The sequence below is a fragment of the Brenneria alni genome, from assembly GCF_003666245.1.
Classification (GTDB): domain Bacteria; phylum Pseudomonadota; class Gammaproteobacteria; order Enterobacterales; family Enterobacteriaceae; genus Brenneria; species Brenneria alni.
Genome location: NZ_MJLZ01000004.1, coordinates 102,089 through 123,455, shown reverse-complemented (window position 1 = coordinate 123,455; position 21,367 = coordinate 102,089). Strand labels below are relative to the sequence as shown.

Annotated in this window: 20 protein-coding genes and 1 pseudogene; 4 read left to right on the top strand and 17 right to left on the bottom strand. The window is 49.8% G+C overall.

Features of this window, described 5'->3' with window-relative positions:
* The first annotated feature begins 11 nt into the window (after positions 1 to 11).
* The gene (deoR, locus tag BIY29_RS03595) at positions 12 to 785 is read left to right on the top strand and encodes a DNA-binding transcriptional repressor DeoR (RefSeq protein ID WP_121573777.1); all 774 of its coding nucleotides are present in this window, start codon (positions 12 to 14) and stop codon (positions 783 to 785) included.
* On the opposite strand, the gene BIY29_RS03590 is transcribed toward deoR, so the two are convergent.
* The 4 genes from BIY29_RS03590 to BIY29_RS03575 form a co-directional block, all read right to left on the bottom strand.
* Entirely contained in the window at positions 782 to 1,918 is a 1,137-nt protein-coding gene (locus BIY29_RS03590; protein WP_420808404.1) for a serine hydrolase, read from the bottom strand. The genes deoR and BIY29_RS03590 overlap by 4 nt on opposite strands.
* Positions 1,919 to 2,274: 356 nt before the next feature.
* Positions 2,275 to 2,934 carry a methionine ABC transporter permease gene (locus tag BIY29_RS03585; RefSeq protein ID WP_121573775.1) on the bottom strand — a complete coding sequence of 220 codons (660 nt, stop codon included), beginning with the start codon at positions 2,932 to 2,934 and terminating at the stop codon, positions 2,275 to 2,277.
* Positions 2,927 to 3,943: a methionine ABC transporter ATP-binding protein gene (locus BIY29_RS03580; RefSeq protein WP_121573774.1), complete on the bottom strand. Its 1,017-nt coding sequence runs from the start codon at positions 3,941 to 3,943 to the stop codon at positions 2,927 to 2,929. The genes BIY29_RS03585 and BIY29_RS03580 overlap by 8 nt, the downstream gene beginning before the upstream one ends.
* Positions 3,944 to 4,045: 102 nt before the next feature.
* Positions 4,046 to 4,879: a MetQ/NlpA family ABC transporter substrate-binding protein gene (locus tag BIY29_RS03575; RefSeq protein ID WP_121573773.1), complete on the bottom strand. Its 834-nt coding sequence runs from the start codon at positions 4,877 to 4,879 to the stop codon at positions 4,046 to 4,048.
* 163 nt (positions 4,880 to 5,042) lie between these two features.
* Here BIY29_RS03575 and BIY29_RS03570 point away from each other — a divergent pair, with 163 nt between their 5' ends.
* Positions 5,043 to 5,660 carry a glutathione S-transferase family protein gene (locus BIY29_RS03570; RefSeq protein ID WP_121573772.1) on the top strand — a complete coding sequence of 206 codons (618 nt, stop codon included), beginning with the start codon at positions 5,043 to 5,045 and terminating at the stop codon, positions 5,658 to 5,660.
* Between the two features lie 109 nt (positions 5,661 to 5,769).
* Here BIY29_RS03570 and BIY29_RS03565 read toward each other — a convergent pair.
* The 10 genes and pseudogenes from BIY29_RS03565 to BIY29_RS03515 all read right to left on the bottom strand — a co-directional run.
* Positions 5,770 to 6,051: pseudogene (locus BIY29_RS03565) on the bottom strand (PQQ-dependent sugar dehydrogenase); the annotation flags it as partial.
* 106 nt (positions 6,052 to 6,157) lie between these two features.
* Positions 6,158 to 6,616 carry a PNPOx family protein gene (locus tag BIY29_RS03560; RefSeq protein ID WP_121573771.1) on the bottom strand — a complete coding sequence of 153 codons (459 nt, stop codon included), beginning with the start codon at positions 6,614 to 6,616 and terminating at the stop codon, positions 6,158 to 6,160.
* A 178-nt stretch (positions 6,617 to 6,794) separates the two neighbouring features.
* Positions 6,795 to 8,201 carry an aldehyde dehydrogenase family protein gene (locus BIY29_RS03550; protein WP_240629940.1) on the bottom strand — a complete coding sequence of 469 codons (1,407 nt, stop codon included), beginning with the start codon at positions 8,199 to 8,201 and terminating at the stop codon, positions 6,795 to 6,797.
* Positions 8,202 to 8,203: 2 nt separating this feature from the next.
* A complete protein-coding gene (locus tag BIY29_RS03545) occupies positions 8,204 to 9,268 on the bottom strand; it encodes a phenylacetate--CoA ligase family protein (RefSeq protein WP_240629937.1) in 1,065 nt (354 codons plus the stop codon).
* Positions 9,269 to 9,280: 12 nt separating this feature from the next.
* Positions 9,281 to 9,916, bottom strand: coding sequence for a pyridoxal 5'-phosphate synthase (locus BIY29_RS03540; protein WP_121573769.1), 636 nt, complete (start codon positions 9,914 to 9,916; stop codon positions 9,281 to 9,283).
* Between the two features lie 11 nt (positions 9,917 to 9,927).
* Complete coding sequence (locus BIY29_RS03535) at positions 9,928 to 10,773, bottom strand: PhzF family phenazine biosynthesis protein (RefSeq protein ID WP_121573768.1); 846 nt, start codon at positions 10,771 to 10,773, stop codon at positions 9,928 to 9,930.
* Positions 10,752 to 11,102, bottom strand: a complete 351-nt coding sequence (locus tag BIY29_RS03530) for a hypothetical protein (protein WP_121573767.1) — start codon at positions 11,100 to 11,102, stop codon at positions 10,752 to 10,754. Before BIY29_RS03530 ends, BIY29_RS03535 begins: the two co-directional genes overlap by 22 nt.
* Positions 11,099 to 12,985, bottom strand: coding sequence for an anthranilate synthase family protein (locus tag BIY29_RS03525; RefSeq protein ID WP_121573766.1), 1,887 nt, complete (start codon positions 12,983 to 12,985; stop codon positions 11,099 to 11,101). Before BIY29_RS03525 ends, BIY29_RS03530 begins: the two co-directional genes overlap by 4 nt.
* On the bottom strand, positions 12,982 to 13,602 hold the full coding sequence (locus BIY29_RS03520; protein ID WP_121573765.1) for an isochorismatase family protein: 621 nt from the start codon (positions 13,600 to 13,602) through the stop codon (positions 12,982 to 12,984). Before BIY29_RS03520 ends, BIY29_RS03525 begins: the two co-directional genes overlap by 4 nt.
* 81 nt (positions 13,603 to 13,683) lie before the next feature.
* A complete protein-coding gene (locus tag BIY29_RS03515; protein WP_121573764.1) occupies positions 13,684 to 14,142 on the bottom strand; it encodes a PhzA/PhzB family protein in 459 nt (152 codons plus the stop codon).
* 821 nt (positions 14,143 to 14,963) lie between these two features.
* On the opposite strand from BIY29_RS03515, the gene rimO reads away from it, so the two are divergent.
* Positions 14,964 to 16,292 (top strand): 30S ribosomal protein S12 methylthiotransferase RimO, encoded by a 1,329-nt coding sequence (gene rimO, locus BIY29_RS03510; RefSeq protein WP_121573763.1) that lies wholly within the window; start codon positions 14,964 to 14,966, stop codon positions 16,290 to 16,292.
* A gap of 187 nt (positions 16,293 to 16,479) precedes the next feature.
* Entirely contained in the window at positions 16,480 to 17,187 is a 708-nt protein-coding gene (sanA, locus tag BIY29_RS03505) for an outer membrane permeability protein SanA (protein WP_121573762.1), read from the top strand.
* 21 nt (positions 17,188 to 17,208) lie between these two features.
* On the opposite strand, the gene yeiB is transcribed toward sanA, so the two are convergent.
* From yeiB to BIY29_RS03490, 3 genes are all read right to left on the bottom strand, one after another.
* The gene (gene yeiB / locus BIY29_RS03500) at positions 17,209 to 18,372 is read right to left on the bottom strand and encodes a DUF418 domain-containing protein YeiB (protein ID WP_121573761.1); all 1,164 of its coding nucleotides are present in this window, start codon (positions 18,370 to 18,372) and stop codon (positions 17,209 to 17,211) included.
* Positions 18,373 to 18,492: 120 nt separating this feature from the next.
* On the bottom strand, positions 18,493 to 19,155 hold the full coding sequence (gene folE / locus BIY29_RS03495) for a GTP cyclohydrolase I FolE (RefSeq protein ID WP_121573760.1): 663 nt from the start codon (positions 19,153 to 19,155) through the stop codon (positions 18,493 to 18,495).
* A 346-nt stretch (positions 19,156 to 19,501) separates the two neighbouring features.
* Positions 19,502 to 21,187, bottom strand: coding sequence for a methyl-accepting chemotaxis protein (locus tag BIY29_RS03490; RefSeq protein ID WP_121573759.1), 1,686 nt, complete (start codon positions 21,185 to 21,187; stop codon positions 19,502 to 19,504).
* Positions 21,188 to 21,367 lie beyond the last annotated feature (180 nt).

Sequence of the window (21,367 nt, the reverse complement as noted above, 5' to 3'; positions counted from 1 at the left end):
CAGGAAATCACATGGAAACGCGGCGCGAAGAACGGATCAACAGACTTGCTCAGGCTTTGAAAAAAGCCGATAAACTCCATCTTAAAGAGGCTGCCCGGCTATTGGGTGTTTCGGAAATGACCGTTCGCCGCGATCTGAACGCCGAATCCGCAGCCGTGGTGCTACTCGGCGGCTATGTCGTCAGTGATTTGAAAAATAATAATGTCGCCAATTACGTTGTGTCCGACCAACAGACCAAACATGTGGAAGAAAAACAGGCAGTCGGAGAAGTGGCTGCCCGCCTGATTGATGCAAAGGATACGGTTTTTTTCGATTGTGGCACCACCACACCCTTTGTTATTAAAGCCATTCCAGACGATTTGCCTTTTACCGGTGTTTGCTATTCTCTGAACACCTTTCTGGCATTACAGGAAAAAACCGCCTGCAACGTGATCCTCTGCGGGGGGGAATTTCACCCGGACAACGCCATTTTCACAGCGCTCGGCCAACACAGCGAACTTGATAATATCTGCCCCGATAAAACGTTTATTTCAGCAGCAGGCATCGACCTGACTGCTGGCGCAACCTGCTTTAACTTTGCTGAATTGAGCATGAAACAGCGGGCGCTGGCAGTGTCTCAACGGGCAATGCTGATTACCGACGCCAGCAAGTTCGGCCAGATCAAACCGGCGTGTATTGGCTCACTGGCCCTGTTTGATACCCTGATAACCAACCGTGAACCAACCGCAGACTATATTCGCTACTTCAGCGATAACGGCATCATGTTAATGAATGCTGGCCATTAACTGAATAAACCGCCAAACCACTGCTGGAGTTTCATCATCACTGAATCCCACAGTCTGCTGAAGATCCCTGCTTCGGGAATGTCGTCCAGCGCTACCAGTTGTCGCTGTCCTATGCTTTTCCCCTCAAGCTGAAAATCAATGGTGCCGACGACCTGATTTTTCGCCAGTGGCGCAGATAACTGTGGTTGAAGCAGCGTAAAGCTGGCTTTCAGGTTTTTCATCTGCCCTTTGGGGATCGACAATGCGGCATCTTGCGCCACACCGAGTCGGGCCTCTTTTTGCGTGCCAAACCAGATCCGCTGCGTGGTAAACGGCGCCCCCGCTTTGATTGGTATTACCGTTTCGTAGAAGCGGAATCCCCAGGTCAGCAGTTTTTCACTTTCGCGAAATCTCGTCGCATCGGTCGGCGCCCCCAGCACCACGGAGATCAGGCGCATATTCCCTTCCGTGGCCGATGCCACCAGATTATGCCCGGCTCCGCTGGTATGACCGGTTTTAATACCGTCCACATTCAGGTTGGTGCTCCACAACAATCGATTACGATTAGGTTGACGGATATTATTGAACGTGAACTCTTTTTCTTTATGCAGCGCATATTCATCCGGCACATCCCGGATTAATGCCTGGCCCAGCAATGCCATATCCCGCGCGGTACTGTACTGGCCCGGCGCATCCAGTCCATGCACGGTGAGAAAATGGGTATTGGTTAACCCCAGAGCTTTAACATAATTATTCATCAGGCTGACAAAGGCATCCTGACTGCCGGCAACATAGTCAGCCAGAGCAATGCTGGCGTCATTGCCCGATTGAATAACGATACCTTTATTCAGTTCTGAAACCGGAATGCGATCGCCAGGCTTGAGAAACATCAGTGATGAACCACGCAATACCGGATTACCGGTTGCCCAGGCATCTTTCCCAACGGTGACTTCATCCGTGGGGCGTATTTTCCCGGCTTTTATTGCCTGCCCGGTGACATAGCTCGCCATGATTTTCGTCAGGCTAGCAGGATCAAGACGTTCATCCGCGTTAGATTCAGCCAGCACTTTTCCACTGTGATAATCCATCAAAATAAAGGCTTTAGCATCAACCTGAGGAACTGCTGGCACTTGCTCGGCATACACTAAAGGCATCAGCCCTGTCAGTAATACCGTCCCCGCAATGAAAGATTTTAGACTGGAATGGGAAATAGTTGTCTTCATGAGATCGCCGCGATATCCATAAGTCGTTAAAAATGATTACTTTTCAATATCTTTTGAAAACTTTTTGCAACATCCAAAGGTAACGTTTCATTTCCCTCAAGGAAACCGTTCAGTCTGTAAAGATAATCAAAGAAATGAAAAGGTCAAAAAATCAAAGATAAACATAGGAATGGCGTTGGCAATGAGAAGTGTCTTACTAGGTGAATTGCACTTACGCAGAGGGTACTGAGGAGGACGCCCTCATATTTCTGGGACAACCTCTTCCCTGAGGCGCCCTTGCTATTGACTTAACGCCGCTCGCGCTTATCTGCCTGCTTTGACAGCCAATCGCCCAGCGTTTGCACGATTTGCACCAGAATGACCAGCGCGATAACCGTAACAATCATGACCTCGGTTTCATAACGATAATAGCCAAAGCGGATGGCCAGATCGCCCACACCGCCACCGCCGACAATCCCCGCCATAGCCGAATAGCCGATCAGGCTGACCAACGTAATGGTCAAACCACGCAATAAGCCGGCTTTGGCTTCCGGCAATAACACCGTGCCGATAATCCGCATCGGGCTGGCGCCGAAGGCTTCAGCCGCTTCAACAATGCCGGGATCCACTTCGCGCAGCGCGCTGTCAACCAGACGGGCATAGAAAGCAATTGCCGCCACAGACATGGGTACGGCTGCCGCCACCGGTCCAATGGTATTCCCTAACAGAATCTGCGTCAGCGGTAACAACAGCACCAGCAAAATCACAAACGGAATTGAGCGAATAATATTCACCAGCACGGTACTGAGCAGATATACCGCCCGGTTCTGCCAAAACAGGTGACGATCGGTAACATAAATAAGAAATCCCAGCGGTAAACCGCCGACAATCGCAAACAGGGTTGAGATGCCGACCATCTGGAATGTCTCACCGAACGCCACGACCAGATCGATCCATAAATCAGCCATGCAACACCTCCACCTGCGCCGTCCTTATCTGAATATATTCCACTGCTTCCACAACTTTTTCGGCATCGGAAGGATGTGTCAGCAGCGCAACCAGTATCCCCAATGCACGATTGCCAATATACTCAATTTTACCGTGCAGAATATTAACGGACACACCATAGCGGGTCGCTACATCAGACAGCACCGGCTGCTCCGCCGATTCACCAACGAACAGGATTTTCAGTAAGGTTCCCTGTAAATCTTGCAGCAGACGGGGAGGAAGCTCAAGATTCAACGTATGCGCCACCAATTGACGGGTGTATGAATGCTGCGGCGCGGCGAAAATATCAAATACATCCCCCTCTTCTACAACCTTACCGCCGGTCATCACCGCAACCCTGTCACAAACTGACTTTATGACGCTCATTTCATGTGAAATCAATATGATAGTTATACCAAGCTTCTGATTGATCTCTTTGAGCAACAGCAAAATCGCCGCTGACGTTTCCAAATCAAGCGCCGAGGTTGGCTCGTCACACAACAGTACTTCAGGGTGATTGGCAATGGCTCTGGCAATCCCCACGCGCTGTTTCTGTCCGCCACTGAGCTGAGACGGAAAAGCAGCATATTTATCGGACAACCCCACCAAATTGAGAATTTCCGGCACCCGCTGATCGATTTCCGTGCTGGACTTTCCCGCCGCTTTCAGGCTAAACGCGACGTTCTCCGCCACCGTGCGTGTTTGCATTAAATTAAAATGCTGGAAGATCATGCCGATTTTCTGACGCTGCTCACGCAGACTTTTGCCATTCAGATCGCTGATCTTTACCCCATTGACCCGGACGACCCCGGCAGTGGGACGCTGCAATAGATTGATCGTGCGCAACAGCGTGCTTTTACCTGCCCCGCTGGTTCCGACAATGCCATAAACCTCTCCCGGCCGGATATGCAACGTCACATTATCAACAGCCCGATTTCCCTGTTGCTTCCCCTGTGGGAAATCAACACTCACACTCTCTAACTGAATCATTATCCGCAAACTCCTGCCACCCGCGGAAAAAAGAACAAAGCCGGTCAATAACCGGCCAGACATATACCGCACGCTAATCGCCAATCAGTATCGGCCTGTATATTACTGCGTTTTCGCCTGCATCCATTCTGGTTTCTGAAATTGACTGAACATTGAGTCTGGCTGGTTAATCACCGCCGCATAAGCGGGTGACTCAACGATGGCCTTGGTATCTTTGACAAACGGCTTGTCCAGATCGTCCGTACGCACCGCAATTACGTTTTTCAGGTTTTCATCCAGCGTTTCCAGCTTAAGCGCAGAAGAAAGTTTCAGTCCGGCGGCAAAGGCAAAATTACCGTTAACCAGCGAAGCGGTCACGCTATCCAGCGTGCGGGGTAGCTGTGCGGCTTCTAAGGGTTTGAATACCAACCCCCGCGGATTGCCGACAATATCTTTTTCCGAAGCCTTGGTTGGGTCAATATCGGGCTTGATGGTGATCAACCCCAGCGATTGCAGAAAGCGCAGGCCGCGAGCCAGATTGGTGGCATCATTGGATAAGGTGATCACATCCCCTTTTTTCAGTTCATCCAGCGATTTTATTTTATTAGAGTAAAGCCCCATGCTGGCCGTGGGTACGGTTATCAATTTGGTGATTTTCAAATTTTTATCGGCCGCGAATTTATCCAGATACAGCGTATGCTGAAACAGATTGGCGTCAATACTGCCGTTGGCCAGAGCGAGATTCGGCTGAACATAATCGCTGAACTCACGTACCACCACTTTGTAACCTTTTTTCGTCAGTTCGGGCTTAATCGCCTGATTAACCATATCGCCGTAAGGCCCCGGCGCTACGCCAAAGACGATAGTGTGCGGATCGCTGTTCGCGCAAGCCAGTTGAATTCCAGCGGCTAGCAGCGCAATACCTAATGTTGCGCGAAGAGAATACGTCAATTTCATTGAATAGCTTTCCTGTCTGAATATCACTTACTGTCATTATTAAGAACGATAAGTTAAATCATAAAGACTAAAAAGGCATATTATTATTTCTCATCTCCCTGGGCTTTCCTGTCTGCCCGGTCATTGGCAGAATAAATTTTCTTCTCTTACGGCGAGGTTCGATATGCTTACAATCTGGGGTCGGGAAAATTCGACTAACGTCAAGAAAGTTCTCTGGTGTGCGGCGGAATTAGCCTTGCCATATCGGCACATTCTGGCGGGTGGGCAGTTTGGCCGCAATCATGATGCTGACTACCTGGCAATGAACCCAAACGGGCTGATCCCCTGTTTGCAGGACGGCGAACGGGTACTTTGGGAATCCAATACCATCGTGCGTTATTTGGCTGCGCAATACGGACAAGGGTCACTGTATCTCGCTGATGCCGGCGCACGGGCGAGTGCTGAGAAATGGATGGACTGGGCCGCCACGCTGGCAGTCGCTTTTGGCAGCGTATTTATCACTATGGTGCGCGTTGCGCCGGAAAACCGCGATATGGCGTTAGTGCAGAAAGGCATGGTGGAGTGTGAGCGATTATTGGGCATTGTCGATACCGTCCTGGCAAATCAACCGTGGCTATCCGGCGATAATTTCGGTATTGGCGACATCCCGCTGGGCTGCATTGCCTATGGCTGGCTTAACATGGACATCGAACGTCAGCCCCACCCAAATTTGGAACGCTGGTATCAACAGTTAACCAAGCGCCCGGCTTATCAGCAAACGGTGATGTTGCCGTTGACGTAATCTTTGTTGCGCATTCGTTTGAAAGCGTTACCGTCCGAGTCTATTTCGTGCGCCAGAATGCCGCCGTTTTTATGTCATGTCGCGTAGCACGCGCCCGGCATAGGGCGGCTTAATCGGCGGCCAGTCCCACTTTCAGCAGCTTGCCGTTATCATGATCGGTCAGCAGATAAAGGTAGCCATCCGGCCCCAGCCGCACCTCGCGGATACGTTCGCCGCGGTCATTCAATAAGCGCTCTTCCGCCACGACCTTGTCACCCTCCAGCGTCAACCGGATCAGATTCCTCTCGGCCAGTGCGCCAATAAACAGCGAATTTTTCCACTGCGGGAAACGATCGCTGTTATAGAACGCCATACCGCTGATACCGGGTGATTTCTGCCAGTAAAAATCCGGATCCGCCCCATTCAATAAAAGTTCTGTAAATTTAGGCGTCGGACGCTATTTGTGCAAAAAACCCGAGGCAACGGTTCCCGCCGATTGATGGCCAGATTTCGTTTTTTCATCGTGATACTTCCTGCGGCATGTGCAGACAGGCCCAATGCATATGGCGCTTTATTCCCGCACGGCTTTGCGTGTATTTGATCTCTATCAGTTTCAAATACCAAATTGGCAGAGCCATAATGCGACTGAACGGATAACGCTGATAATAACGTGCCCGCGCAGCGGTTTCCTGTTCACTCGACAAAAGCGAGACCCTGGCCTGATATTGAATCCCTTTCAAATGCACCATTGAGGTATCTGAGGCGATAATGGTGCCTGAAACGCCAGGTGCTTTAAGCATCAATTTAGCGTGGCGTGTATTGATGTCGCTCATGACGTACACCGCCATTTCATCTTTCTGAAAGTGATAAAAGCAACTGGCTGACCACACCTCTCCTTCAGCTGCGGCGCTTAGTGTTAATACGCGCTCCTGACTCATAAAGTTGCATATTTCATGTAACTGTTCTTCGTTATTCATTTTTGCCTCAATCCAAGTGGGGTAGCACAGGATGACGGCGACGCCCTCATCTTACTTTCAACACACGCTATTTGCCGGAGTACAGTATTTTTGCCGCTATCGCTTTCATAGAGACAATGCATATCCTCCATCATGTGGGAAACATCGGCAGGTCCGAAAATCAGCGCATAACGCATCCTCATAATTCTTTTCCTTTACCCATCGTTTCAGCCCAAGAGGCACTGACGCGTAACCCGCGATTGCACATCAGGAATTCACTGAGATAATCATCGTGAGGAACCAGAGGTGACATCCATGTTGTGGGAATATCCCCGATATAAACATTACTGATACTGGCATCTTCCAGAATCGGCTCCAGTAGTTCACGCCGCCCTGAAAAAACCGTGACTACCAAAGATCCTGCAAGCACAGATACGCTGCGCGTGGCGTGATAGGGAGCGACGGTGACGCAGGGAAAGGGGAACTCCCGCTGAAGGCGAGGGTCGTCCGGTTCTGCAACGTCAATGACGACGGGATGAAGAAGATAGCCTTCCGGTGTTAGCATGGCCTGAAGTGACGAGCTGGCGTCATCTCCCAGCGAGAGTTTTAACCTCTCTACAGTCTGTGCCGACGCGTACGGCAATCTGTACGGCGGCACCTGTTGTAACGCCTGTCTTAAGCGCTGGCAAAAATCCGCCACCTCGCCTTCAACCAGCACCGCGCTGGTTGACACACAGGCCGCGCCGCCGAGATCCGTCATGGCTTTCGCTACCAGCGAGGCAGCGTCATCACGGTCGGCATCGACCCCAATAACCATCTTGGATCGCCCCGGCCCCTGCACTCGCACCGTGGGATGAGCGCGGTATTTTTCCACAATATCCGGACCGCCATACGCCAATGTCAGATCGGCCGACGCGACCAGTTCCTCAGCACCGCGATAATCCGTGGGGATGAGCGCCACATAGTGTTCCAGACCTGTCATAGCCATAGCCGAAACCACACGTTGCGCCGTGAATGGCTCCCGTGAGGACGGCTTTACTAGTGTACGGTAGCCTAACGCCACAGCCTGCGGCCACAGAGCATGGATGCCAGGCCCATTGCCCGCCGCCAGAACCGCGAAACTATCTCCTCTACGGCTAAAAAGGCTACAACCCGCCAATGTATCAGGATCGCGCCATAACCACCGCGCACCTCGAGGCATACCGGCATCAATAATCTCCGGCATCGTTCTCAACGCATTTGCAATAGCAGTAAGCGCATGTTCAAGTACATCAAGCGGCAGTCCCGTCGTGCGCTGTACTAGCCGACAATATTCATCGGCGGATAAACCCGCTATGGTGTCATGCTGGAAACGATCCGCTGCCTGGGCCATAGCCTGATGTATGTCAGCGAGCGGTAATGCCGGTGCGGCCTTCATTGCATTGACCGTGTTATGAATATAAATCGGCGGAGCAACCGCCATGTCCGCGACGGGTACGCCGAGCAGATCGTTGACCGCAACACGCCGCTGCGTCATATAGTCGCGCCCTAACGCAGAGACCTCAATGCGCTGGCAGTCACGGGGCTCGCAAGTGGCGTCCGGTGACGGGGAAATAGAGACATCCATCGTTAATAAACTCCCTCTATCACCGTATGTCCGGCAAAGGTTGATAGCGGGCTAACCTGACTTACCGCCGCACCGGGAAAGTCATCGTCACGTGGAACGCGAATAGCAGTATCGCGTTCATGGATATTGGGGAAAAAAGCATAACGGCTAAGGTGGTGCATAACAACCTGACCACGTTCACCGAATGCCACCGGCTTGAGGGTATGTGGCTCCACGACATCAAAGAGAATATAGGGGGCAAAACTGTCGAAAATCGCTTCGGTCATAATATCTGGCACATCCCGAGTCTTTGCTTCCCCCAGAACCATCGTGCTGCCGTAGCTGGCGCTGATCGGAACCGAAGGAAAAACCACCGACTGTAAAAACGACTGGGTGTCGGGGTCCATGTGTGTTCCTCCCCAGGTTATTCCCTTCAGCGTTTGATTCATTCGAGCAACCAGCGCAGAGCGCTTTGTCATTCGTTCAAGAATGGGGGGGGTTACGATGAGATACTGGATTGACTGCGTGAAAAAAACATCCTCAGCCTGCTCAATGATGTGTTCAGCATATGCCTGCATACTATCCATATCGTTTTTCTGGATACACTTCTTAACCCAGCGCGGGTCAAGATCGACAGTAAAAAACAACCCCCCTTTGGTCAGTGCGCGACAACGCGTGATCGCCCCGACAATATGTGGGCCGGTTGGCACAAGCGCCAGCGTGTTGCCTGTGTCCCGATCGTCACCGGATGATCGATGCCCTAATCGCCACGCTACCAACTCATCCAGCCACGCCTGAAATACCACGATGCGCTTCGCCTTTCCGGTTGTGCCCCCACTCTCAAACACTCCTGCTATCTTTTCGTCACGCAGCCCGCACGGAATAAGCGACTCAACGGGAACCTCACGCAGTAGATCAGTCACGTCGGGAAAACGAGCCAGATCGGCAAAGGTATTAATGTCCTTCAGTGGTTCAAAATCAAACGTTTCACTCATTTTCAACCAAAAAGGCGTACCGGTTTGCGTTGAGAAATGCCAATTCATAATTTCTTTCAAATGGGAATCAAAATCCAATAAGTCTTTCATCATGTTTCCCCCCTTCTATGGCTGTAACCAGGTGCTCAACCATTCATCCTGATGGCGTTCAACACGCAAGCGCCGATGCAGGCGATCCGAACTAGCCGCCCAAAACTCAATCGACTGGGGTGTGAGTTGATAAACAGAGAAACGGTCCGGGCAGGGTAATGCGCCTTCACTCCCCAGCGCTTCTGCCGCCTCGCGAAGTTTATTGCTATCAAGCAGTGGTTCGCTTTGATGAGAAACGGTTGACATGGCGTGCAATGGGGCAGGGCGACATTCCCAGACTTCCACTGCTATTTCATGCGGCAATCTGACGACGCATCCGCTGACGGACAGTTGCCTGCCCAATTCTCTCCAGTAAAAGTGACCGCAGGCATAGGGGTTACGCTGAATATCCTGAATCTTGCGGCTACAGCTATGGGTAGCGAACAAAATGCCCTGTGCCGAAAAGTCGAGAATAGCCATAACCCGAGAACTCATTTCTCCCTGTTCATTCGCGGTCGTCAATACCATTGCTCGGGGTTCCCTGACCTTTTGGTTTATCGCTTCCGTCACCCATGTTCTGGCAAGTGCAATAGGCTCCTGCAATTCGGCATGAAAGTTTAGAAAGTCCGTATTCACTTTGCCGCTCACGCTTTCAAAATCACTGCTGCCCATCTTTTTCCCCTTTAAACGAAATATGTTCCCTGCGCGACCTTTATTGCATGTCCGCCTGCGTATAGCCGGTATCCCACGCCATCTGTCTGCGCCAAAGCGTACATTTGTGATGGACGCCCCATTTCCACTCCCTGCCAAATCTCCAGAGGCCTACCAAAGTCTGCTACGCCATGCCGAGCCAGATGCAGAGCCAGAGGCCCGGCGGCAGAACCGGTCGCCGCATCTTCCACCACGCCATATGCAGGAGAAAACATGCGCATACGCCATAAGTCGCCTGCACGGCAAAAACAGAGTGCGGCCATATTCTTATGCTGCGCAAGGGCGCGCTGATCAGGGTTGAGCGCAGAGAGCGTTTCCAGATCGCCGACACCGACAAAAACGTGACGAGGCCCCACGTCATACGCTTCTACCGGTAGTGTGCTATGCGGTAATTCTAAGGCGCGCAGTAGCGATTCGGTCTGCGCATAGGTTTGAATAATAGGCTCTGGCTGAACCATATCAACGTGCGCGACAGGGCTATCACCCGCACGTTCGGCATACTCCAACGTAAAGAGGAAAATACCTTTCGCCGTTTCAATTTGCAGCGCGTTTTTCTCAAGACGTAGCGATAGCGCAAGTGCAGTTCCCAACAACGGATGACCCGCAAAAACAAGCTCATTGACCGGCGTAAAAATGCGAACATGCGCGTCGCCACCATGCCTGGGTTGTGAGACGAACGTCGATTCAGAGAATCTCATCTCTGCCGCAATGCGTTGCATAACATCGGTTTCCACTCCGTCACAGTCAAAAAACACGGCAACGGGATTTCCAGCCAGCGGTCTATTGCTAAACGCATTTACGATGACGTAGTGGTGCATGTTTCCTCCTGGAATAGCGATGCCCACGGCGCACTGATCGATTCATTCAAACAAGAGGCCGCTACGGTAAAATGCAGGCGTACATCCGGCGAACGACCAATGGCTTCAGCGGCAAGATTCGGTGGTAAAACCGACAGTGCGGGTTTCTCGCCGCGCCACAGAATCACCGCCCCCCAGCGCGGCGGCGACTCATTCATAATCCAGTACTTTGCCTGAAGTGCGCCAATCGGGTGCCATACCGTTATATCGGTATGGGCAAGTTGTGTTCGCAATCGCGCAATATCGGGATCTTTTTCCGTCAGTTCCCACCACACACATTCCATAATCATTGCGCCACCGCCTCCTGTATTAATTCATAGAGAATTCTTGGCCCATCAATGGTTAGTACGGATTCGGGATGAAACTGCATGGAAGAAAAGCGAGGGCCGCGCAAACCAAAAATGTGTCCGGTGGATTCGTCACGTGCGACCCGAATCTCGCCATGCTCACTTGCCAGAGCATTATTGGCCGCCACCGCAGTAAAGGTGTTGTAGAACCCCACTTTTTCTATCTTGCCAAAAAAGGGAATTTCCTTTTGCATCCCCTGATTTGGACAATCCAGCGCCGTTATTGGATACCCCAACGTGGCGCACAGGATCTGGTGGCCAAAACACACAGCAATAAACGGGTAGCCGTGTTTCATGGCATCCATCATCAGCTCTCGGCTTTTCATAACACGAACATCACTAAGATCCCGCGGATCTCCAGGCCCTGGGCCGATAACCAAAAGCTCATTTGCCGCAATATGAATAGCGGAGGAATAGTGAGCAAGGCGAACGCTAAACCCCATGGCACGAAGTTGGTATTCCATCATCGAGGTAAAAGCATCTTCATTATCGATCAGCAGCGCATCACGCAGGCAGCCCCCATGCAGCCTTAAAGACGTCGAATTCGATCTATTATCAAGCCAAAATGCGGCCAGACGTTGATTATGCTTTTGCAGCGCAACGATGACCTGTTCATCCTGAAAAACAGAGGGCGAGAGACTATTTAACCCCATAGCACACTGTAAGGCTTCGGCTTTCGCCCGCGTTTCCGCTGTTTCGGAATCAGGGTCTGAGGTTCGCACTAACGTCGCGCCCAGTCCCATTGTCAGCGCACCCGCCGGATCGATTTCAGCCGTCCTGATAAGGATCGTCGAGTCAATCGTCGGTTCACCGCAAGCACTACCCAAGAGTGCGGCAAATCCGCTATAGTAGCCTCTCCCGGACGACTCATATTTAGTAATAACGCGCGTCGCGTTTTCCAGAGGACTTCCAGTTACCGTCGGTGCAAACATCGAGCGTTGCAAAATAGTTGGAACAGATAGTGACGAGCGCCCCTCGAGCCTGTAGCCGGTATGAACCAGACGCGACATCGGCGTTAAGAATGGGCCAAACGTTTTCACGTCCGAGTCGCAAATCCGAGTCATCATTTTCAGCTCTTCGTCGAGCACCATAGACAACTCATCTTCTTCTTTCTCATTGGATAAGAAGTCAATTAATCCTTCACGGGTAGGGCCTGTCGGGGGATAACGGTAGGTTCCACTTATCGGCGTCATAGAAACCCGCTTTTCATGTAACGTGATATGCCGTTCTGGTGATGCGCCGATCAATGTTACATCTCGGCATTTGATAAAGAAGGTCCAGTATGCGCCGCGTTCTTGCAGCAGTAGATTTTTAAAAATAGTTAACCCGGCCTCACAACTGTAATTGGACAATGCTGCCGTAAACTGGCGCCGAATAACAAAGTTTGCCCCTTGCCCCGTTCCGATTTCTTTCTGAATAACCTCAGCAACCGTGCGTGCGTACTCATCGTCAGACGGCACAAAGTTCGCATTATTGACATTAACCGGGGTACTCGGCAGACATGCTAATGCCTTATGCAATGGTACTTTGTTGTAATCAGTAATGGTCAGCGCAATAAGGGGTTGGTGGTCGTCAATGACGGCATACCCCAGCTCAGTAATCTGACGATAAGGTGCGACCAGCAACACTTTTTGTGCATTCTCGCCGCATCGATCCGTCAGTAGATCGGATAAATGGTGTAAACAATCCAGATGACGTTCCTCACCTTCTATCACTTCAATTTCGGGGCAGTCCGATTGTTCTGGCCGGAACAGCAGTGCGAACGAGCCGTTTTCTCTGCACGTACCGTGCTGGAGCAAGGCGGTAATTGCTGCTTCTGCATTCATACCAGCACCTCTTCTACCGGTAAAACCGAGGCACAACATGAGGCGGCGTACATCAGCATATGCTGATGTGCTGCATGTGAAAAATCGGCGATTCCATCCTGAACCAGAAAAACTTCAATATCACGGGAATAAGCATCAAGCGCCGTCGTTAAAATACCGATTTGTGCATAGACGCCACATATAATCATTTGATCTCTACGCTGAGTATTAAAAATATCGGCCAGCTCCGAGGAAAAAAATGCGCTATACCGCCATTTCTTTAAGACCGCATCACCAGGCTGTGGAGATAATGTCGCGGCTATTTTAGTATGCTTTGGATCAGCGCTCATACCCGCTCCCCAGAAGTCATAAAGCAGCCCGCGTTCTTTAGACGACATATTTCCTTTTTGCCCGGTATAGACAATAGGAATCGATTTTTCTCTCGCCCAGCCGATCAGGTTTTGACAATTTTTGATTAACGTGTTGCGCAAATTTTGCGGCAACAGATTAAGAAAAAAATCCTGCATGTCATGAACTAAAAGCAGGCTCCTTGTGGGTTCAATACTCCATGTCACCTTATTTTTTACCGACAACTCCGGAGATCCAAGATCGTATTCTTCTATCGCGGGTATAGTCATGTCATATCCTCTCAATCATTTTTGAGGTGTAAGAGACCATCGCATAATGATGCGATTGACATAGAAATCATAAATTAACAATTAAGTTGGAATACCTTCACGTATTATTTCCGGAACAGGTATTCCAAGTGCACGAAATTGCTGACAAGGATTCATAAACTCACGTTGAAGAACTATCTTCCCATTTTTAAACTGAAAAAAATGAATGAAATGGTTTTCATAATACCCTTTCGGATAGCCTTTGAAATTGATTTCACCTTTACCATCACATTCTACCCAGAAGATATCCGAATCCTGCGTATCAAATATTTTGACATTGTACCACTGCCAGTCGGGAAAACATGCTAAAGACCACACCGCATGTTCACCCAACCGCTTTTTAGTTTTGGTAACGATAGGTTCCCCTGTATCCGTTGTCCACAGCCCTCCACAGCCTTCTTCATCAAAAAGCTCATGCCGAGATAACCGTGCCTGTCCTGCTGTTTCCATATACTGTTTAACAATTTTTCGATTGCGTTCACGAGCATCATTTTTCATCATGGCAGTTCCTTTTTCCTTGTGAAATAGAGTATTCGTACTTTCCTTTTGATTTTATGGGCAGAAATTCATTTTATAAATGAATAGACATAAGAATACGTCGACCGATACTGAATTTTTGCATAAATTTATGTCAGATATATGAACTAGTTTTATTTCCACATACTTTTATGGATAAAGATATAAGAATAAATCCAGTCCTGACCGTTACTGTATTTTCAATACCGCGAGTATCTGCCGCACAAAGACCAATTCGGTGTTTGTGCGGGTCGAGAGCGACAAAGCCACTAAAAAGATAAAATTTGTAGAGTCGATAAAAATTCCACTGCTGTTCAGCAAACGCCTCTTATGAATACCTGTCAAAAAGCCGGATAATTATCTAAAGATACCTTTCATTTAAATATGAAATAATTATCTTTTTAACAATATGCTTCCTAACAAGGAAAATGCGGATCATGCTATGTATTTTCATTTAAATTAGTTAACAATAGAATTATTACCAGCTAATAAGAATGAACACTATTTATATGAAACGCTCTCTCGTATTTTTCCTGATACACACTTTTCTAAAGATAATTCGCGCTAATGTGACAGAACATGGTTAACATTTAAGCTCCGCAAGTAAGAGGGGGCCGATTCTCCGGTCTACTTTTAGGAAGTCTTTTTCCGTCATGGTGGAAAATCACGACGTTAACCGATACGTTTACTCAACTCGCTCCGCTGTATACTTTTCTTGTACACGTTGAAGAAGATATAGGAATTTGATGTTGACATCGGTACAATCTCTGCCCTTATGAACATAACCCCCACTATTTTTTATTCTTATGAGCAATATCGACACCCCGCAACCACGCATCGGCTTTGTTTCCCTCGGTTGCCCGAAAAATCTGGTGGACTCCGAAAGGATCCTGACCGAACTGCGTACTGAAGGCTATCAGGTGGTGCCGCGCTATGACGATGCCGAACTGGTGATCGTCAATACCTGTGGTTTTATTGATAGTGCCGTTCAGGAATCACTGGAAGCCATCGGTGAGGCATTGAACGAAAACGGCAAGGTCATCGTCACTGGCTGTCTGGGAGCGAAAGAAAATCAAATCCGGGAAGTGCACCCGAAAGTACTGGAAATCACCGGGCCTCACAGCTACGAACAAGTGCTGTCACACGTACATCAGTATGTGCCTAAACCGGAACATAATCCGTTTACCAGCCTGATCCCGGCTCAGGGCGTGAAGTTGACGCCTCGTCATTATGCCTACCTGAAAATATCGGAAGGCTGTAACCATCGCTGTACATTCTGCATTATTCCGTCCATGCGTGGCGATCTTGACAGCCGCCCCATTGGTTCGGTGCTGGATGAAGCGAAACGCCTGGTGGATGCTGGGGTAAAAGAATTGCTGGTGATCTCTCAGGACACATCAGCCTATGGCGCGGACGTCAAGCAGCGCACCGGCTTCTGGAATGGGCAACCGGTTAAAACCAGTATGGTCAGCCTGTGTGAACAGTTGGCGTCGCTGGGAGTGTGGGTGCGTTTGCATTACGTCTACCCTTATCCGCATGTGGATGATGTCATCCCGTTGATGGCCGCCGGGAAAATCCTGCCGTATCTGGATATTCCGCTGCAACACGCCAGTCCCCGCATCCTCAAGCTGATGAAACGCCCCGGAGCGGTTGAGAGAACGCTGGAACGCATCAAGCGCTGGCGGGAAATTTGCCCGGAACTGACATTACGTTCGACTTTTATTGTCGGCTTCCCTGGCGAAACGGAAGAAGATTTCCAGATGCTGCTGGACTTCCTGAAAGAAGCCAGGCTGGATCGCGTTGGCTGCTTCAAGTACAGCCCGGTGGAAGGCGCTACGGCGAATCAATTGCCTGATCAGGTGCCTGAAGAGGAAAAAGAAGCGCGTTATCATCGTTTCATGCAGCTTCAACAAAGTATCTCCGCCCAGCGTTTGCAGGAAAAAATTGGCCGACAGCTACTGGTACTGATCGATGAAATCGACGATGAAGGGGCGATTGGACGCAGTATGGCCGATGCGCCGGAAATCGACGGCGCGGTTTACCTGAATGGTGAAACCAACCTCAAGGTCGGGGACATCGTAAAAGTAAAAATAGAACATGCAGACGAATACGATCTGTGGGGTAGCCGGATTTAATTATCGCTCTGGCCGCTCTTTTGCTGCACAAAAGAGCGGTATTTTCATTCAGCCCGTCGGTTTTAGTCCTTGCCGTAAGAAAATACGCCAATAAACGCTCCTGCTGACGCCTGCGCCTTGCGTCCCCCTTTCAGGTAAAGTAGCCTTGAGGAATGACTATCCCAATCGCCTTCCCTGAGACATAAGCATGTGGAAACGCCTGATATACGGCCTGTTAATGATCATTGGCGTGCTGGTGCTGTCTGCTTTTGCTCTCGATCGCTGGATCAGTTGGCAGGCTGCACCTTTTGTTTATGATGAACTTCAGGAACTGCCGTCACGACAGGTGGGCGTGGTACTGGGAACCGCCAAGTATTACCGTACCGGGGTCATCAATCAGTATTATCTGTTCCGTATTCAGGGCGCATTGAACGCCTATAACAGCGGCAAAATCAGTTACCTGCTGTTGAGCGGCGACAATGCGCTGCAAAGTTACAACGAGCCAATGACCATGCGCCGCGATCTGATTGCGGCTGGGGTTCCCCCGTCAGACATTGTGCTGGACTATGCGGGTTTTCGCACACTGGACTCGATCGTCAGAACACGGAAAGTTTTTGATACCAATGACTTCACCATCATTACCCAACGTTTTCACTGCGAACGGGCGCTATTCATTGCCCGGCATCTTGGTATTCAGGCGCAGTGCTATGCGGTTCCCTCCCCCAAAAATATGATGACGGTTCGTCTGCGGGAGTTTGGGGCCAGGCTGGGCGCATTGTTTGATCTGTACATCCTGAAACGGGAGCCTCGCTTTCTGGGGCCGCAGATCTCTATTCCTGCTGAACATAAAATCCCTGATGGTGCACCGGACTACCCTGCCGTTCTGCCTGAACAGATCCTTACGCCAGCTCAGTAATGGAGGCGCCGCCAGATACGGTCATGATGCCCCTTTAGCGATAGCCGCAGTCAGCCTGCGCCACAGCCATTCAATCGGCCCTTGTCGGAAATAACGCAACCAGTAATGCGAAAACAGCAGATTCACCCCCCAAACAAGGGGAACGATGGCTACTAGTTGCAGGCGATCAAAGCGTATAAACAGCCCGATATGGTTAAACAGCATGGTACAGACTAAGGTTTGCAATAAATAATTTGTCAGCGCCATGCGGCCAATATCACTGATCCAGTAAACAATCCGCCACTGACATAATGTTGGCCAAAAACCATAACACAGCGCGAGATACCCCACCGCTTGCACAGGCGCGCTCAACTCGCGCGGGATCTGTAATAACAGGCCGCTCCAGCGATATTCCCATTGCACTGACCACTGCGCGGCGACACCAATGCTATTGATAAATAACGCCAGCGGAATTAACCATAACGCCAGCTTACGGTAATGTTCCAGGCTGAACTCCCCCTTCAGCCAGCCGCTGCGCATCAGGCCCGCGCCCACCAGCATAGAACCTGCCAGCAACCAGCCGTATTGAACGCCCAACGACAATAAACTTTCCGTAAGCAAATTCACCCGGTTGCTCCACGCCTCCGGGCCGCCCGACGTCTGCCAGTAAACCTCATAGGCAATGTCAGCGGCGCTCGGTTGCCAGAATCGCCCAGGTTGCAGACTGAGCAACTGACTTAAAATCAGCAGGACGCCCACCCCAACCAGATACATTATCGCGCCGGTTTGCAATAAAGCCCGGCTGCTCTGCGCATGGCGGATCATGCCGTAGCACACTAGCCCAATCAGCCCATAATCCAGCAGGATGTCACCGTCCCAGAAAAAAATGCTATGTACCAAACCTATCAGCATCAGCCAGAAAAGCCGGGCATGAACCCAACGTTTTCCCCTGGGTAACAAAAGCTGTAGGCCAGCGCCGAATAGAAAAGAGAATAGCGTCAGAAATTTTGCCTGTACGGCGAGATCCATCATGGCCCAGGTCCAGGCCTCTGTCAGAGATGGCATCCCCTGCCAGGCAGGGTTGAGATAGGCCGCTTTCGGTAAGCCAAATGCCGTGATATTGAGCAATAAAATACCAAGAACCGCGACACCTCGCGCAAAATCCAGCGTGGCAATACGGGGGGACGGCGTGGGTTGAGGAGGCATAGGCGTTAGATATTAAGTCATCGGAATCATGATTGTATTAACAGATGACCTGAAATAATACGCATTTTGTTTATACGTTGGCCATTATCTGGTCAACGTATAAATAGGAAAATGGCAGGACTAGCTGTGATGACGCACTGCGCGCAGAAATTCCTGACGGGTATTCTGGCTGGATTTGAACAACCCGCCCAATGAGGTGGTGGTTGTCGCGCTGGTCGCATCACGGATACCGCGGGCTTTAACGCAATAATGCACCGCGTCAATAGATACGGCGACATTGCTGGTGCCCAACAACGTTTGCAAGGCGGTCAGGATTTGTTGGGTTAAACGTTCCTGAACCTGTGGGCGCTGGGAAAAGAACTGCACGATACGATTAATTTTTGATAAACCAATCACACCGTCCTTCGGAATATAAGCAACCGTCGCTTTTCCATCAATCGTCACGAAATGGTGTTCACAAGTGCTGGTTAATGTGATGTCCCGGACGGTTACCATTTCATCCACCTTCATCTTGTTCTCAATGATGGTAATTTTGGGGAAATTGGCATAATCCAACCCGGAAAATATTTCATCGACATACATTTTAGCAATACGGTGCGGTGTCTCTGCCAGGCTGTCATCTTCCAAATCGAGGCTTAACAGATTCATGACTTCCGTCATATGCTCGGCAATCCGCTGTTTGCGCGTTTCCCGATCCAACAATTCTCCACGTAGCGGTGTTTCAAGACCACGGGCCATCAGCGCCTCATGAACCAAGACGGCTTCTTTACTTAAAGATGACATTATTATTCTCCTGCAGGTGTTACTTATCGTGGCGCTGGTCAGGCCAAAACGCCGTCACCACTGTAGTTGAGAGCGAAACGTTTATCCAGTGATTGTATGTCATGATTGTTGAAATAGATTCAGCTTATCAATCAACAGATATTCACCTGCAAATCGGCTGGAGTGATGGAAAACAAAAAAACACTGGGAGTGACCCCAGTGCTTGCTTCAAGTGTAATTCCCTGGTGTGGCCTTAATATACCCGTCATGCTTCAAGCTGCATGTGCGTTGACTGCAACTCGAATTATTTAGGGGATGTAATCATTTCCGTTCATCAATTTCAGCGCTCATCTTCTTCACTTTTTTATTAGAAAGTTTCCCAATTATCATTGCCGCCCCCACTCTTTTTACCGCCATCAGCAGTCAGCAAAGCGGGTTTCATGACCGGCGCGGGGGTTTCAGACAACAGATTTTTACTGGATTGCCGTTTTTCACCCGACGCCAGTTGGAAAACGGATACTGCATCATTTAACTGACGGGCCTGCTCCTCCAGAGAAGCGGCGGCAGCGGCAGATTCCTGCACCAATGCGGCGTTTTGCTGGGTCACGCCATCCATTTCAGCCACGGCCTGACCGATTTGGCTGATGCCACGACTCTGTTCATCAGAGGCAGAGGCAATCTCGCCCATCAAATCGTTTACTCTGGTAATGGCAACGATGATTGATTCCATCGCCTCACCCGTTTGCATTACCTGATGTGACCCGGTATTCACACGTTCTACCGATTCAGCAATCAGCCCTTCAATCTCTTTGGCCGCCTGCGCGCTGCGCTGCGCCAGATTACGAACCTCACCCGCCACCACGGCAAAACCACGCCCTTGTTCGCCGGCTCTGGCCGCTTCTACCGCTGCGTTCAACGCTAATATATTGGTTTGGAAAGCAATGCCGTTAATAACGCTGGTAATATCCGCAATTTTCTTCGAGCTGGTCGTGATGTCGGCCATCGTTTCCACAACTTCGGTTGCCACTTCGCCCCCTTTTTTGGCGGCGATTGAGGCATCCTGAGCCAGTTTGCTGGCCTGATGAACGTTTTCTGCGTTTTGTTTTACCGTGGCGCCAAGTTGCTCCATACTGGCAGCCGTTTGCTCCAGGGCTGCGGCTTGCTGTTCAGTGCGGGAAGAGAGGTCATTGTTGCCACTTTTGATTTCACTCGATCCTTGATAAATCGAGGAAGCGCTATCACGAATAGTTGAAACCGTGTTAATCAGGCTTCGTTGCATCTCTTTTAAGAAAGGAATCAATTGACCCGCGCAGTTACGACCAAATTCTTCAAGGCGCAAACCTAACTGGCCGTCAGCCAGAACTTTGAAATGGCCTTTAATCATGTCTAACGGCTTGACCAGATAATTCACCAGATAGCGATCGGTCAGGAACAGAATCAGCAGCCCAATTGCTGCCGCAACCAGCAGGATGTTTTTATTCCAGCTGACTAATTCATACACCCTGGATAGCGACATACCAGAAGACGCAAGCGCGCTTGCCTGATATTTATCCATACTGCCGCCGAACGTCATACTCAGATTCGGATAAACATCTCTGAACAGATGTCGAAATTCCTCAGTTCGATTATCGCGAACTGCGACAAACATAGGCTTCAACCCGCCATCAATCACCTGTGCCCAGTTTGTCACCACCTCTTCAACCATAGCTTTGTCAATGCTGCCATGATTGGCCGTTTTAAATGAGGCCAGCTTATCTGAACTGTTTTTTATCCCCGCATCCGCTGCGGTAAGCAGTTTTTCAACTTCAGCCGTTTCACCACTCTGGTTATAATCCATTGCCCGAATTAAACGGATTGCCGCACGAAAATATTGATCGCTGCCGTCTGCTATGGTGTCAGCATTCTTTTTCTGTATTTCCCCTGACTCTAATAATTTTACCATTTCATTGAGTGAGGATGACATATAGAACGATACGCTTCCCCATAAGAGTATGAATATTCCCAGTATGGTTAAAAGCATGGCCCTGATGGTGATATTTCTTAAAAAGCTCACGTAAGACTCCTGTTAATTATTTAGCGATTTTCACCTGTTTTTTTAATAACTGACTTGTGCATTTTTAATTGAAAATCGACAAATGTTATATAATTTAACAAACATAAAATACCTTATTCACTCAAAATACCAAGTCTCACAACAAAACTATATTTTTGTTCACAAGTGTGAGGGTGCATT